Here is a 15,400-nt window from a genome sequence, read left to right as displayed (position 1 = left end):
TCTCACATTTCAACAGGAATCTCAAAACAAAAATCGTATATGTACTATGAAATATATTTATTAACGGAGGAATTTTATGACTACTGTTATGACACTCGATATGGCAACAGAAATTGAAAATGCAGAAATTGATATGCTCTCTTCTAGATTAGAGAGACTACAAACAATAAGCGGAAACCCCATGCAAGTGCAAATGAAAAAATTCGGTAGCGCCACTGCCTTTTCATCAAAAATAATTGCTGGTCCTGCTTTTAATACGGTAAAAGGTATTACAAATGCAGATGCGATTGATGCAATCATTTCTTATTATGAATCACTACAAATCCCTTGTCGTTTTGAAATTACCCCAGCACAAGGTACAACTGAATTATTTCAATACTTATCTCAAAAAGGGTTTTATCAATCTAGCTTCCATACCGCTTTGTATAGTATACCGAGAGAGGGTTCATCACTTCTTCCTTCTAATATTACAATACGAAAACTAAAAGAAAATGAGTTTGATATTTTTGCAGACATTTATGTATGTGGATTTAATATGCCATCCTTTACAAAAGATAGCGTGCGCCAAAATAATGAAATTCTTTACAATGAACCAGGATGGCATTTTTTCATAGCTGAAGTTCAAAATATCCCTGCTGGTATTGGTGTCCTGTATATAAATAAGGGTGTCGCATCATTAGCTGCTTCTGCTACTTTGCCAGAATTTCAGCGTAAAGGCTGTCATACTGCATTAATTCAAAAACGAATTAAGACAGCTATTGAATCCAATTGTACTTTAATAGTTGGACAAGCAAGGTTCGGTAGCGGCAGTCAAAATAACATGGAACGTGCCCACATGAAAATTGCTTATACAAAATCAATATGGACCGCAAGAGACATATTATAATTTACTTTATTTCTCCTTCCGTTACATTTTTAAACATTTTATGACAATTCCTTTTCTATCCTATTAATCATTTGAATATTCCAACTAGATTTGTTACGCTATTACTAGGTACATCATTCAACTTGCACTATGAAAAGAGAATTCTAATCAAACTACAAGGAGGAGAAATGTATGACTAAGCATGAACACGGTTTAAAAGAAAAAGTAGAAGGTGCCATTGATAAGGTAAAAGGCGAAGTAAAAGAAGCTGTTGGGAAAGTAACTGACAATAAGAAATTACAAGCTGAAGGAAAATGGGATAAGGTGAAAGGCACTGCTAAAGATACAGTTGGTAATGTGAAAGAAAAAGTACATGAATATAAGGAACATAAATAATAAAAAACACGTTGGATGAATTTTCATCTAACGTGTTTTTTATTTTACTTTATATACATAATGAACCAAATGACATATGATATATTTTTATTTCTCTATGCTCTTTGTAAGCGGTTCTTTAAAGGCATTTCTATTCCATACAACAAAAACAATAAGAGAAATAATAAAGAATGCAACAAGACATATACCCAGATAATCAAAATTAACTACTTGTATGAGATTCCAAAACGGGCCCTGTAAATTATAGCTTTCAATAAGCAAAGATAATAGTTGATATCCCCCTATTAAAAAAGCCGTAATAACAGATATTGAGGTAATTAATACATTATATGAATTTCTTATTCGACTATTTTCCATTGCCCACTTATAATTCGTATTCATGAATGTACTATCTAATGTATCCATCAATGACATTCCGGCAGCAAACAAAACGGGGAAAGCAAATATACTTACAAGTGGAATAGATTGACTTGTTGCAGTTACTGTAGAAAGAGCAATTAATCCAATTTCACTCGCTGTATCAAAACCAAGTCCAAATAAAAAACCGATTATATACAATTGCTTCTGACTATCAATAAACGTAAATAAGCGCTGTGTGAAACGATATATAAACCCTAAATTTTCTGGCTGTTTGTCCTCGTGGCTTCTCAACACTTTAATAAGGTACAACAGATTGGTAAGACCAATAATGATAAGGAATGTACTAGAAACGATTGTACCGATAATACCGCCTATAGTTGAAAAGCTCTCCATTCCATGTTTTGCCGTTTTTCCAATTAAAGCAATTAATACAATCATCGCAAATACTACCGTAGAGTGTCCTAATGAGAAGTAAAATCCCACCCCCTGTGAGTTTTTACCTTTTTCAATTAATTTCCGAACAGTATTATCAATTGCGACAATATGATCACTATCAAACGCATGACGCAACCCTAAAGAATATGCAATAATAGCCATTCCGATTATGCTATTACCTTTATATAGCGCCGGTAATAATAATAAAATTCCAAGCACATGAAGAAATATAATAATAACAAAAAAGTTGGTTGCCTTTTTCAGTTCACTTTTCCACATAGTTACTAACCCTTTCTACTTTAAATTGAATACTCTTGAAAAAGAAAAGTGCCATAATAAAAACTAAAATCGTTATAATAGTCGCTAAAATAATTACAAAATTATTTAACACGTCGGTATGATTTGTAAGTGTTAACAGAGCTGGTACTGTTGCAGTAATCCAAGATTCAATGAAGCAAACAATACCTACATAAATATGAATCTTCTTTTTCAATCCATCTTGTAGGAAAAATAAAAACCAAAGGAATGCCCAAAAGAACCAAATTATTGTACTTTGCAAACTACCACTCTCATGTAATTGATTCACAATTCCCATAACCGTTGCAATGATAGCAACCCAAAGAGAATAGTAACCTACACCTGAAGAATCAAGTTTTAATATATTCGTAAGACCAACATATAAATAAGTAAAACCAAATAAAAAAATAGTTCCATTAGATAGGATAGTCCACTCATCGGATTGACTTCCTGTAAATAATAAATATAATGGTGTCAAAGTTTGTAATGCCCCTACAAATAAATTAAAGTATCCTACACTTTTGCTATCAATAAGTTTAAAAGCTGCTAGTGAATTCATAAATAGAACTGCACCGACAAACAATAATCCCACATTAGTCATAGTATCCCCTTCTCCTACTTAATATTTTCGATAGGATGTTAATTCTTCATGTAGACAATTCTCTCTAACAAAACGATGACACTGAAAAAATATAGACTCCATATCCTCAGTATTATGACTAAGTATGCGAATGACAAAGCCTTTACATGGTGTAGAAGATATTCCAATTTTCATATTGTTAGTGTTAGAAAGTGATGTTTTCAATGTTGCAATTAAATCATTTGTAATGTTCTCATTAATAACTATGAAAGTACCATAATGGGAATATTGATTTAATATTCCCATTTGATCTAACGACTCTTTGAAAGGGTTTAGCAATAAATGATCGTATACTACAAGTTTATTTTCCATATATATTTTTGTTAACGAATCAAAATATTGGTATGTGAACTTCTCCATATTTGGCGACCAACCAGGCGTAACTGAATCGCATAAAATCAATGTAGAATTATTTTGCATATATATATTTGTTTTTTGCTTATATGCTGCATCCTTGTACATAATTAACGGGTCTGGTAAATACTCCATAACAGCATTCTCACCAATATAAAAATTCAATTCTTGCAAAGCATAACTATTTGGAGTCTTGTAAACTTTCGTTGCTGATTGGCTTGTTATATATGTTTTCGCATCTTTACCAACATTTATATTTATAGAATAGAAATCTCCTTTTAAATAGCCTCCACCAGAATTCATAATATAGTAATATGCTCTACCATACTCATCCAAATATATTGGCTGCGTTACTTTTAAGGCATCTTTATGATAAACCTTAATAGGTACGGTTTTATGTCTCTTTTCCATCATATCAATGTTTAAGACACCTGTAGGGGATTTCATTTTTTCAGTCCTTCTAACATAATGTTCTGTCTCATCCAATTTATTAATTCTTGTAAACCTTCCTCATCCTTCAAATTTGTAAAAAAGTATGGTTTATTATGTCGGTAATTTTTCGTATCCTGCTCCATAACTCCAAGATTAGCTCCTACATAAGGTGCCAAATCCGTTTTATTAATTACAAATACATCAGATTTGATCATTCCTTGTCCACCTTTACGCGGAATCTTTTCTCCCTGTGCCACATCAATAATATAAATTGAAAAATCCACTAGCTCCGGACTAAATGTGGCAGCTAAATTATCACCCCCGCTTTCAATAAAAATAATATCTAAATTATTATGTCTAATCATGAGTTCTTCAATTGCTTCAAAATTCATAGAAGCGTCCTCTCGAATTGCTGTATGCGGGCACCCCCCTGTCTCTACACCAATAATTCTATCTTCTGATAAAACACCTGTTTTCAATAAAATCTTTGCATCTTCTTTCGTATAAATATCGTTTGTAATTGCTGCAATTTCATAATCTGTATTTAGATGTTTTGTTAACTTTTCAACTAACATGGTTTTCCCAGCACCTACCGGACCACCGATACCAATTTTAATAGGCTTTATCATTTTATTCTTCCTCCCTATGACATGAAGACCCTTACATTTACATCTTCATGTTGCATTTGATTTATTTCGAATTCAGGATCATTCAATCCAAAATCTTCTAATGAAAGTATTTGAATTCTATCAATAGATTCGCAGATTAATTCATGGCATTCTTGTAATAGTTTTTGACCATCTGTTTGTCCAAGAGGAATGGCTCTCACACCGTTTTGAATTATACTTCCAACACTTGAGTATAAGAAAACTAAGAGCGTTTCTTCTATTGTCATTTTCAATTCCGCCCCTAATATTCCGTATACAATACTCGGATGACCTTGTAATTTATTACCCATAATATTTTCTTTATATATATTTAAATTTACAAACGAGAACAATTCACACAATAATTTAGAAGTACTTTTACTAATCATTCTATTTGCTTTTCTACATTCAAAAGGCAATGTTTGTGCTGTTATTAAATCATCTAAAAATGTAATTTGTTCTCCCTCATTATTCTTAATGGCTTCGTAAGTATATTTGCAAATTAAGCCGTCCGTGTATGTTAATTGGACTTTTACATATCGATTAACCCATTTGAAAAACCCGTCTTTATTTGTAACTTGTCCCTCTTGAATAAATGTTTCTAATCCAAAAGAGTGACTAAAACTTCCTGTTGGGAAGTTCGAATCACTAATTTGGAGTAGGTTAAGTAGGTTAAATATGTTTGTGCGAAGCATGCTTGAACGGTTTTGGTAATACTCTATTTTCTTTTTGATAAGGAACACCTTCCTTTTTAAGTAAATCTTCTACTAAGTAGTCGTTCGCCAAAATCATGCACCCTTCATCGAATTGTGCTGGTAAATGTCTATTCCCTAAGTTATGAGCAATAATCCCCATTTCTTTTATTGATTTTGGAGTAATTACAATTACCTCTTCTGGTAATACTTCAATATACACAATTCGATTTTCATCTTCATATAAAATATCACCGTTCTTTAATGTTTCTCCACTATCTAAAGACACCCCAATTTCAAAACCAGATTCTGAATATAATTTCTGAACTCTCTTCAGTAAAAGCTCACTAGAAATTAATATCTTATCAAGATGCTTTTTTGTGTTTGAGAAATCATTCATATTGCATACGTTGTTATTAATTTTTTCAATAATCATTTTATCTCCCCCGTTATATCAAAATAAAAAATATCTTTGAGCCATAGGTAGTACATCTACTGCTTCACACGTGATTACTTGTCCATCAACTTTAACTTCATATGTCTGCGGATCTACTTCAATTTCTGGTGTTGCATTATTTAACTTCATATCTTGCTTCGAAATCTCTCTCGTATTTTTAACAGGTAATACAACTTTATTTAAACCCAATTTTTCTTTAATATTATTCTCATAAGCTACTTTCGATACAAATGTAATCGAACTTGACTGTACTGCTTTTCCATATGCACCAAACATCTTTTTTTCATAATATGGTTGTGGGGTAGGAATTGAAGCATTCTCGTCTCCCATTAATGCCATCACTACCATTCCGTTTTTCAAAACCATATCTGGCTTAACACCGAAAAATTGTGGATCCCATATTACAAGGTCTGCATACTTTCCTATTTCAATAGAGCCCACGTATTCTGAAATCCCATGTGTAATAGCTGGATTAATTGTATACTTAGCTATATAACGTTGAATTCTATTATTATCGTTATATTCTTTATCTCCCTCTAAACTACCAATCTGCTTTTTCATTTTATCGGCGGTTTGCCAATTGCGAATAATAACCTCTCCAACCCTTCCCATCGCCTGTGAGTCAGAGCTAATCATGCTGAAAACCCCTAAATCTTGCAAAATATCCTCTGCCGCGATTGTTTCTTTTCGAATCCTTGAATCTGCAAACATTACATCTTCTGGAATATTCGCTTTTAAATGATGACATACCATGAGCATATCTAAATGTTCATCCAGCGTATTCACTGTATATGGCAAGGTCGGGTTCGTTGATGATGGTAAAATATTATTCAGCGCAGCAATCTTTATAATATCTGGTGCATGCCCACCTCCAGCTCCTTCAGTGTGGTACGTATGAATAACACGATTATCAATAGCTTTTATCGTTTCTTCCACAAAACCACATTCGTTTAACGTATCCGTATGAATAGCGACTTGAATATCATATTTATCAGCAATCTGTAACGAGTGATTAATTGCTGACGAAGTTGCTCCCCAATCTTCATGGATTTTCAATCCGATAGCCCCTGCAAATATTTGTTCTTCCAGGGCAGGTAAACTTGAACTATTTCCTTTCCCTAAAAATCCAAGATTTATAGGAAAAGCTTCTGCTGCTTCTAGCATTTTTCTTAAATTCCAAGATCCAGGTGTTATTGTAGTTGCCTTAGTCCCTTCTGCCGGTCCTGTTCCCCCACCAATTAAAGTTGTTATACCTGAAGCCAATGCCGTATCAATTTGTTGTGGGGATATGAAATGCACATGTGTATCAATACCTCCAGCTGTAACGATTTTCCGCTCACCAGAAATTACTTCCGTTGATGTTCCAATGATGATATCAATATTATCCATAACTGAAGGATTACCACTCTTACCAATTGCTGAAATCTTCCCATCTTTTATACCAATATCCGCTTTATATACTCCCGTATAATCAATAATAATTGCATTCGTAATAACAACATCCACAACCCCCTGTTCTCTTGTAAGTTGTGAATTTTGTCCCATACCATCCCTAATTGATTTTCCTCCACCAAAGACAGCTTCATCACCATATACAGTGGCATTTCGATCAACATGTGCGAATAATTGTGTATCCGCTAAACGAATAGAATCTCCTGTAGTTGGACCATATAAATCAGCATATTGTTTACGTGACATCTTAAAACTCATGCTATCTCCCTCTTTTTGTGTAAGATTGAATATCGCCATCCACTTTATTTTTAAATCCATATACTTCTTGTTCCCCTGAATATGGAACTAGTTCAATCGTTTTTTCATCTCCAGGCTCAAATCTTACCGCTGTACCTGCTGGAATATTTAAATGTTGTCCAATTGCTACACTGCGATTGAATTTTAACGCCTCATTCACTTCATAAAAGTGGTAATGAGATCCAATTTGAATGGGTCTATCTCCCTGATTTATCACTTTGACTTTCATTGCTTTTTTATTTCCATTACATACTATGTCTTCTTTCGCAAGGATATATTGCCCTGGAATCATAACATTCACTTCCTTTAATGAATTGGCTGATGAATAGTTACTAATTTTGTTCCATCAGGAAAAGTTGCCTCAACTTGAATATCTGATATCATGTCTGCAATACCATCCATAACATCTTCAGCACTTAAAATGTTTTTTCCAAGTTCCATTAATTCCGCTACATTTTTACCATCTCTTGCTCCTTCCAAAATTTCATACGTAATAATAGCGATACTTTCTGGATAGTTTAACTTAAGCCCCCTCTCCTTTCGTCGATAAGCTAAATCAGCCGCAACAACTACTAGCAGTTTATCAATTTCTCTTGGCGTTAATCTCATTACAATCTTCCTTTCTGAAGTATTTTAAAACTAAGAATATTCTAAAAATAAAAGGTGTATTTTCAATGTCTTTTCCGTGTTTTCCCTATGTTTTTTTTGCTATCAATCAAATAAAAAAAGAGCCGATGGGCTCTTTTTTTATTTTCCTTCATTCTTCTCTAACACGTATAAATCTTCTTCGATATTCGTTAATTTCTCACTTACAAGCTTTCTTGCATCTCCAATTGCTTGATTGTATGCAAATGGTCCAACTAATTTAACCATTTCTTCTATTAAACGCTCTGCTTGGAAACGTCCAATTTCATCTAAATCTTCTTCAACGAAAAATTGCTGAATTTGCGCTACAAGCTCTTCTTTTTTATCATTTGGTATTTTTATATTCATCATCGTTGTTACTCCTCTATATTTAAGATAATATCTTCCTTAACTCTACCATAGAAAAACGATTACCAGGACAGCTTTTTGTAACTCCTTCTAACTCTCTATGACCTAGTATATTTTCTTTCTTTATAGCAAATTGCTTCATAAACATTTTACATAAAGAATATAATGCATTCACTTGCGCAGAAGTTGGATCGTATTTATCGAAATTTCCCGTCATACATATTCCAATTGTATGACGGTTATGGTCTTTCGCGTGCGCTCCAATATGTAAACCTCGCCCTTCCACTACAGTTCCGTCCTTTTCGATAAAATAGTTGTAACCAATCCCGCTCCACCCTCTTACAGTTTGATGAAATTCATGTGTTTTATACACGTCCCATCCATCTTCAGCTGTATGGTGGATAATCAGTTGATTTACTTTTCCTAAAGGAACTAATTCATCTTGAAATGTTAGATTGACATATTTAATTTCCATTTGAACTGCCTCCTCTTAAAAATCAATCATAATAATCGTTTTATCATCTGGTTTTATTCTCTTTTCCCCTTCCAGCTTTTCAATGATTGCTACATATTCGTTTATACTATTCTTTCTTATATATGCAACAGTTTGTTCTAATGACCAATCTGGGTGGAATAACCCGTCTGAACAAATAAAAATTCCACTCACTTCATCTATATGTAATTCACCATGTTGTAAATAATGTATCGCTTCTTTCATTCCATTTGCAACTGAGTAACCATTTGGCATATTTGCAAGATAACGATTGTACTTTAATTGTTCTCGAACATCTTGAAAAACAGGTTCTTCCGGCACAGATAAACCTTTCTTACGATCTTCTTCCCTCTTCCTTTTTGCTCGTTTACTAATTCCTTCAACTGTGTCTTTCGTTAATACTTGCATCGTTCCATTTTGAAAAGTTGCGACAATCATACAGTCCCCAAGCTGCGCATATTCAATTTTCTCACCAACTATTTGAACTGCCGCGATACATGTGCACCACAAATGCTCTTTTTTTCTCGTGTCTACTTCATATTCTAACATTTTGCTTTGTAATGCTTCATTTGCTTTGGCAACTGCAAATTGTAAACTATGATTCTCTCGTAATGCAGTAAAATAATTTGCAAATAAATGCGAAGCGATGTATGCTCCATTATGTCCATTTTCATCACAAAACGGGACAAGTGGTGTTGCACCGTCACATACACCATAAATCTTTTTATCTTTATTACAAAAATAAGAATCCTCACATTCTTGCTTCAACGGGCTTTTCTGTTGATATGTTTTTATCTTCACAACTGTATCCCCTTTCAAATGATAAAATACTCAAATTCTTTCGATTAATCTAATTTACCGAAATAAACTGTTTTTACCCAAAACTTTCAATATCATATATAATCTTGAAATAATATGAATTTTTCAGTGAAGGACGGGAAAGAAATGGTCAGATTCCTTGGTGTTATTATCGGTTCTATTATTATTGCGGTTGCCTTTAATCTTTTCCTTATCCCCCACAAAATTTTAAGTAGTGGAATTGGCGGAATTGCTATTATTTTAGGGATTGTAACCCCTGTAAACACAGGCATTATTAACTTTGTATTAAACTTACCTATCCTTATTTTAGGGTACATAGGCCTTGGAAAAAAAGTAATTTTTAACACAGTTGTCTCTGTAGTTGTATTATCTGTTGCATTATACTACGTTCCAGTAAAAGTCGTAGCAACAGATCCATTGTTATCTTCTATCTTCGGGGGTGTCATCGCCGGAGCTGGTATTGGTCTTGTTTTTAACTGTAATGGATCCACTGGTGGATTTGATATTATCGGTATGCTTTTATCCCGCAAGCGAGACATTAAACTTGGCGGATTCCTTATTATTTTAAATGCAGTCGTTGTAATAATCGCAGGATTCTTCTTCACCTGGGATGTTGCACTTACAAGCTTACTTTCAATTTATGTAACTGGTAAAGTAATTGATGCTGTTCATACAAAACATCGTAAAGTTACACTTATGATTGTAACAAATGAAGCAGAAAAAATGAAAAAACAGCTTCTTTCAACTGTTGTACGTGGAATAACGTTACTTGATGGCGAAGGCGCTTATTCAAGCGAGAAAAAGCGTGTACTTATGACGGTCGTTTCTCGTGAAGAATTAGCAAGTATGAAACTTACAATTTCTGAAATTGACCCGAATGCATTCGTTAATATTACAGAAACTGTAGAAGTGTTAGGACTTTTCAGAAGAAGTTAAAGACTAGGTGGGAATACACCTAGTCTTTATTTTGCATAAATTCAATTCTGTTTCCAAACGGGTCTGATACGTAAAATCGAATTACATCTGGCCGTGCATAATCATCAATCACTTTTACACCTTGCTCTATAAGTGTTTGCTTAAATTCATTAATTTCATTCACATAAAAAGCTGGATGAGCCTTTTTAGCTGGTGTAAAGTTCCGCTCGACACCAATATGGATTTCTTGATTTCCACATTTAAACCAACATCCACCTCGTTTTTTCAACTCTTCTGGCTTTGGAATTTCTACCATACCAATTTTATTCCCATAAAAATCACGCGCCTCTTCTTCACACTCTACAGGTGCAGCTACTTGCACGTGATCAATCCCTTGAATATAATTTTTCATTTTCTCTCCCCCTCCTCTACCCTAATGTTATACGGAAAACAGCCGTCTGTAACTTACAAAAGGGTTATAAAACAATATAAGCTCCCCTTATTACCATCCTGCATTCACTTTGCAAAAAAAATAAAAAAATAAAATTTATTCTATAACTTCCATTTTTTATAGAAATACACATCACATCTATATTATAGTTATGAATAGACAAATCTTTTTAGATGCTATTTGTACGGAGGAACTATTATGAGTCGTAAAAAATATTCACCAACTCAAAAAAAACGTCATCCGAACATTTCTAGACGTTTGCGAAACCATATACAAGATCGTTCATTAACAGAAATGTACGCATCTCTGTTCGAACATAATCCTGATAGTATTATTTCCTTAAATTTAGAAGGAGTTATTCTACATATAAATCCTTCTGCCGAAAGAATATTAGGTTACACTTCTTTAGAATTAGAACAGAAAAATATTACCTCTATTTTAGGAGCACATATTTCTGAGCAAGTATTACAAAATATAAAGAATACTGAAGCGGATAATCAACAAGAGTATATCTTATCTATTTATCATAAAAATGGATTCTTATTAGATGTTGTGACAAAACTAGTTCCTATTTTTGTTCAAAATCGTCTTACTGGCGTATACGCTATTATGAAGCCACTTGAAAAATCAGAAAGAATTGAGAATATGTTAAAAGAAAGTGAGAAGAGATTACGTACATTAGTAAACTCCATGCCTGCGTTTGTTATATTTAAAGATCATGAAGGGCGCTGGCTTGAGGCAAATGACTACGCACTTTCTTGCTTCAACTTCCATCATGTACCTTACCACGGGAAAAAAGATAGCGAACTCATTCAATATAATGAAGCATACCGAGAAGCTTTTTTACATTGTGAAGAAGTCGATGAACTAGCATGGCAACAAAGACAAATTCTTCATGGCGAGGAATTTATTATACATAGAGATGATTTCGATTTAATCTTAAGTATATCAAAAGTTCCGCTTTATCATCCTGATGGTTCTCGCAAAGGTCTTATCGTGATGGGGAGAGATGTTACTGAGCTAAAAGAAACTGAAAAGTTACTACGCAAATCTGAGAAGCTCGCAGTAGTCGGACAACTGACAGCTGGAATTGCCCATGAAATTCGAAATCCACTCACTTCCCTAAAGGGTTTTCTAACATTGCTCCTCCCTGAAATAAATGAGGAGCAAAAATGGTATATCGATGTTATGTTAAGTGAGATTTCACAAATGGAATCCATCACGAGTCAATTTATGGCGATGTCTAAGCCACAAGTATTATCTATCCAAACTTGTAACATACAAACTTTAATTGAAGAGGTAGTTACATTTATTTTACCGACTGCAATTATGCATAGCGTTCATATCATCATGGATCATTTTGATTACGTATATGATATTCAATGTGACGGTAACCAATTAAAACAAGTTTTTATAAACATATTAAAAAATGCGATAGAAGCGATGCCAAATGGCGGAAATATTTTCATCCAAACAAAACCATTAGAGGATAATTTCATCTTAATACGAATTATCGATGAAGGTTGTGGCATTCCAGAAGATCGTATCTCCCGTCTAGGCGAACCTTTTTATAGTTTAAAAGAAAAAGGCACAGGACTAGGATTAATGATGTGTTACAAAATAATTGAAGAACATCATGGTAAATTACACATTTCAAGCGAATTAAATAAAGGTACAATTGTTGATATTGAGCTACCACTTTCTTCATCTCATCTTGCAATCCAGTCTTAAATAAAAAAGAAGCATCTGCTAATGGTTAGCAGATGCTTCTTTTTTAAAATACTTTGTCATACCACTCTTTTGCTTTTTCTACTTCACCCATCGTTAATTGATGCCCTCGATTTTCCCAATGCATTGTTACATTCGCGTTTGCATTTTCTAATAGTATCTTCAATTCCTCTGACTCTGCTGATGAACAAATTGGGTCATTTGTCCCAGCAGCAATAAACACAGATTTCCCTGCTAAATTTGCTAATTGCATTCCTCTTCTTGGTACCATTGGGTGATGAAGCACAGCACCTTTCAATGCATTTTCGTAATGGAATAATAAGCTTGCTGCGATATTTGCCCCATTCGAATAACCGATAGCTACAATGTTATTTCTATCGAATTTATATTCTTTAGCCGCTTCATCTAAAAATTCATTTAATTCCTTCGTACGGAAAATTAAATCCTCTTCATCAAAAATGCCCTCTGCTAATCGGCGGAAGAAACGCGGCATCTCATTCTCTAACACATTTCCCCTAACGCTTAATACCGACGCTTCCGGATCAACTATTTCTGCAAGTGGTAGTAAATCTAATTCATTACCACCTGTGCCATGAAGTAATAACAACACTGGTTTCGACGTATCTTTTCCTTTTTGAAAAACATGTTTCATCATAATCCTTTTCCCCCTTCAATCACTTTAATCTAAATTTCTCACTTCAAATGGTAAAAGCGTTTGTTCAATCTGTTTTCTATGTTGTTCATATTGTTCCGGTAACTTTAATTCCTCACCCATCGTCTCTAACGATTCATCATGAGCGAAACCAGGAGGATCTGTTGCAATTTCAAATAAGATTTCACCATGTTCTCTAAAATAAATCGCGTTAAAATAATTTCGATCTTGTACAGGAGTTACGTGATATCCAAAACGCGACACATGCTCTTTCCAGTCTAGCTGATCAGCATCGTCACTCGCTCTCCAGGCAATATGATGAACTGTGCCAACGCCCATTTGGCCACGACCGATTGTTGATAATTTCAAATCAATAATATTTCCAATGTCAGCAGAAGAACGGAATCGAACAAATTCACCCTCTTCTCCAATTTTCTCAAGACCCATAATATGTTCTAACAATTCAGCTGTTTTTTGAGGCTGTGTAGATAAAAGAACAGCACCTCCAAACCCTTTAATTGCTACTTCTGGTGTAACTTCTCCAAAACTCCAATTATTTAATTCGCCTTTTTCTCTTTCAACTAATTCTATATGCAAACCATGCGGATCATCAAATTCTAAATACTGCTCTCCAAAACGAGTCATTTTTGTATACGAAACATCGAATTTTTCTAATCTATTTTCCCAAAACTCCATTGCACCTTTTGGTACAACGTAAGACGTAATTCCTACTTGACCATCTCCAATAATACCTTGACGAGCACCTGCCCATGGGAAAAACGTAATAATTGTTCCAGGCTTTCCTCCTTCATTTCCAAAATAAAGATGGTACGTACCTGGATCATCAAAATTCACTGTTTGTTTCACTAAACGTAACCCCAATACACCAGCATAAAAGTCTACATTTTCTTGTGGATGCCCTACAATCGCTGTAATATGATGGATTCCCATTGTTTTCTTTTCCATTTCTTCCACTCCTTTTTTATTTCATTATAAAAATTCTTTTACATTTAAATTCATTATTCATTTTGTCCATGCTACAAAGTAAAATCCGTCATTATAATTTTATCTCGAATTCGAGATATTAATCAAAAAATTACGTATCGGCGTCTAACCTATTGAATTATCTCGAATTCAAGATAATTCACAAAAAATATTTGTTCGATTTATAACCATAATAAATTTTCATTATGAACATTATTTATCTCGAACTCAAGATTTATTATAAGTTACTTATTTTTTATTGTCAATAAGTCCTTACTTTCATTTTTCTTGTTTTCACTTATGGTTCCCTACCTTAACAAACATTTTTTGTTCTTTCAAGTGAACGAGCACTTTTCATTACATGTGAAAACCTTTATAAACGCCTTTATCCCAGTGGATTACAATGATTTTTCAAGGGATTAAAGTAATAATATTCAGAAAATTAAAGAGTGTTTTTTCACACCTTATTTTCATTCCTTTACCCGATAAATTTTAAAAACTAAAAGCCATACAAATGTATGACTTTTAGCTTATTGACGTCTCAAATTTTGCTTTCTCTACATATACTTTACGAAATTTCATATAGCATCCAATACGCCAAGGTACTATATAACAAACCGCAAGAGTGTAGAAAAGAATGCCGATTGACTTTGGATCTAGACCTTGTAAATGTCTTCTAAAATAAGCACGTAAAAGAACGATAACTAAAAATGTAGCAATAAAAGCGATACTTTTTTTTGCATAAATTTGACCATCTTCTCTGACTTCATACCCACTTAAAATAATAAGTGGAATTGACAATAACAGTCCGATCCCAGCAGCTATACCAATTTGCCAACCAGCAAGTTGTATCGGTGCTGCGTATAAAGAAAAACCTGGTAATAAGAAGAATAATGGCAATAGTAGTCGTCTTCCTTTATTATTAATTGGTCGATTCATAGAGCGCATGCGTCTAAATATAACGAGCCCTATGACGAGTAAAAAAATTGTAATACTGTACGAACCTTGCTGCAAGTGAATCTCTCCCTAAAAATAGTCATT

At 33.8% G+C, this 15,400-nt stretch carries 20 protein-coding genes; 4 read left to right on the top strand and 16 right to left on the bottom strand.

Going from position 1 to position 15,400, the window contains the following annotated elements:
* The first annotated feature begins 76 nt into the window (after positions 1-76).
* Both B9A45_RS11260 and B9A45_RS11255 read left to right on the top strand, forming a co-directional pair.
* Complete coding sequence (locus tag B9A45_RS11260; RefSeq protein WP_084064035.1) at positions 77-886, top strand: GNAT family N-acetyltransferase; 810 nt, start codon at positions 77-79, stop codon at positions 884-886.
* A gap of 171 nt (positions 887-1,057) precedes the next feature.
* Positions 1,058-1,261: a CsbD family protein gene (locus tag B9A45_RS11255; RefSeq protein WP_000160423.1), complete on the top strand. Its 204-nt coding sequence runs from the start codon at positions 1,058-1,060 to the stop codon at positions 1,259-1,261.
* 87 nt (positions 1,262-1,348) lie between these two features.
* Here B9A45_RS11255 and B9A45_RS11250 read toward each other — a convergent pair whose 3' ends face one another.
* The 12 genes from B9A45_RS11250 to B9A45_RS11195 all read right to left on the bottom strand — a co-directional run bounded on the left by B9A45_RS11250 (position 1,349) and on the right by B9A45_RS11195 (position 9,629).
* Positions 1,349-2,335: a HoxN/HupN/NixA family nickel/cobalt transporter gene (locus tag B9A45_RS11250; RefSeq protein ID WP_000265977.1), complete on the bottom strand. Its 987-nt coding sequence runs from the start codon at positions 2,333-2,335 to the stop codon at positions 1,349-1,351.
* Entirely contained in the window at positions 2,322-2,954 is a 633-nt protein-coding gene (locus B9A45_RS11245; protein ID WP_000185993.1) for an AmiS/UreI family transporter, read from the bottom strand. Before B9A45_RS11245 ends, B9A45_RS11250 begins: the two co-directional genes overlap by 14 nt.
* An 18-nt stretch (positions 2,955-2,972) precedes the next feature.
* Positions 2,973-3,794, bottom strand: a complete 822-nt coding sequence (locus tag B9A45_RS11240; RefSeq protein WP_000841915.1) for an urease accessory protein UreD — start codon at positions 3,792-3,794, stop codon at positions 2,973-2,975.
* Entirely contained in the window at positions 3,791-4,408 is a 618-nt protein-coding gene (ureG, locus tag B9A45_RS11235; protein WP_000594928.1) for an urease accessory protein UreG, read from the bottom strand. The genes B9A45_RS11240 and ureG overlap by 4 nt, the downstream gene beginning before the upstream one ends.
* 14 nt (positions 4,409-4,422) lie before the next feature.
* Positions 4,423-5,121 (bottom strand): urease accessory protein UreF, encoded by a 699-nt coding sequence (locus B9A45_RS11230; RefSeq protein ID WP_000946573.1) that lies wholly within the window; start codon positions 5,119-5,121, stop codon positions 4,423-4,425.
* Complete coding sequence (locus tag B9A45_RS11225; protein WP_000582805.1) at positions 5,099-5,554, bottom strand: urease accessory protein UreE; 456 nt, start codon at positions 5,552-5,554, stop codon at positions 5,099-5,101. The genes B9A45_RS11230 and B9A45_RS11225 overlap by 23 nt, the downstream gene beginning before the upstream one ends.
* Positions 5,555-5,572: 18 nt before the next feature.
* Entirely contained in the window at positions 5,573-7,285 is a 1,713-nt protein-coding gene (gene ureC / locus B9A45_RS11220; protein ID WP_000008664.1) for an urease subunit alpha, read from the bottom strand.
* Position 7,286: 1 nt separating this feature from the next.
* Positions 7,287-7,616 (bottom strand): urease subunit beta, encoded by a 330-nt coding sequence (locus tag B9A45_RS11215; RefSeq protein ID WP_000612160.1) that lies wholly within the window; start codon positions 7,614-7,616, stop codon positions 7,287-7,289.
* 14 nt (positions 7,617-7,630) lie between these two features.
* Complete coding sequence (locus B9A45_RS11210; RefSeq protein WP_001241327.1) at positions 7,631-7,933, bottom strand: urease subunit gamma; 303 nt, start codon at positions 7,931-7,933, stop codon at positions 7,631-7,633.
* Positions 7,934-8,071: 138 nt separating this feature from the next.
* Positions 8,072-8,320 carry a DUF2164 domain-containing protein gene (locus B9A45_RS11205; protein ID WP_000981075.1) on the bottom strand — a complete coding sequence of 83 codons (249 nt, stop codon included), beginning with the start codon at positions 8,318-8,320 and terminating at the stop codon, positions 8,072-8,074.
* Positions 8,321-8,339: 19 nt separating this feature from the next.
* Positions 8,340-8,792 (bottom strand): peptidoglycan recognition protein family protein, encoded by a 453-nt coding sequence (locus tag B9A45_RS11200; RefSeq protein WP_058840372.1) that lies wholly within the window; start codon positions 8,790-8,792, stop codon positions 8,340-8,342.
* A 15-nt stretch (positions 8,793-8,807) separates the two neighbouring features.
* On the bottom strand, positions 8,808-9,629 hold the full coding sequence (locus tag B9A45_RS11195) for a protein phosphatase 2C domain-containing protein (RefSeq protein ID WP_002196794.1): 822 nt from the start codon (positions 9,627-9,629) through the stop codon (positions 8,808-8,810).
* A 126-nt stretch (positions 9,630-9,755) separates the two neighbouring features.
* Between B9A45_RS11195 and B9A45_RS11190 the strand changes: the two genes are divergently transcribed.
* A complete protein-coding gene (locus B9A45_RS11190) occupies positions 9,756-10,565 on the top strand; it encodes a YitT family protein (RefSeq protein WP_000251344.1) in 810 nt (269 codons plus the stop codon).
* A gap of 19 nt (positions 10,566-10,584) precedes the next feature.
* On the opposite strand, the gene B9A45_RS11185 is transcribed toward B9A45_RS11190, so the two are convergent.
* On the bottom strand, positions 10,585-10,956 hold the full coding sequence (locus B9A45_RS11185) for a VOC family protein (protein WP_000800767.1): 372 nt from the start codon (positions 10,954-10,956) through the stop codon (positions 10,585-10,587).
* Between the two features lie 237 nt (positions 10,957-11,193).
* On the opposite strand from B9A45_RS11185, the gene B9A45_RS11175 reads away from it, so the two are divergent.
* On the top strand, positions 11,194-12,726 hold the full coding sequence (locus tag B9A45_RS11175; RefSeq protein ID WP_000087658.1) for a BA3702 family sensor histidine kinase: 1,533 nt from the start codon (positions 11,194-11,196) through the stop codon (positions 12,724-12,726).
* A gap of 43 nt (positions 12,727-12,769) precedes the next feature.
* On the opposite strand, the gene B9A45_RS11170 is transcribed toward B9A45_RS11175, so the two are convergent.
* From B9A45_RS11170 to B9A45_RS11160, 3 genes are all read right to left on the bottom strand, one after another.
* A complete protein-coding gene (locus B9A45_RS11170) occupies positions 12,770-13,378 on the bottom strand; it encodes an alpha/beta hydrolase (protein WP_058840278.1) in 609 nt (202 codons plus the stop codon).
* 24 nt (positions 13,379-13,402) lie between these two features.
* A complete protein-coding gene (locus B9A45_RS11165) occupies positions 13,403-14,341 on the bottom strand; it encodes a ring-cleaving dioxygenase (protein WP_000412731.1) in 939 nt (312 codons plus the stop codon).
* Between the two features lie 543 nt (positions 14,342-14,884).
* On the bottom strand, positions 14,885-15,373 hold the full coding sequence (locus B9A45_RS11160; protein ID WP_001183922.1) for a cytochrome c biogenesis protein CcdC: 489 nt from the start codon (positions 15,371-15,373) through the stop codon (positions 14,885-14,887).
* Positions 15,374-15,400: the final 27 nt, after the last annotated feature.

The sequence above is a fragment of the Bacillus sp. JKS001846 genome, assembly GCF_900176455.1.
Taxonomy (GTDB): Bacteria; Bacillota; Bacilli; order Bacillales; family Bacillaceae_G; genus Bacillus_A; species Bacillus_A cereus.
This window is presented reverse-complemented; position numbering and strand designations above follow the sequence as displayed.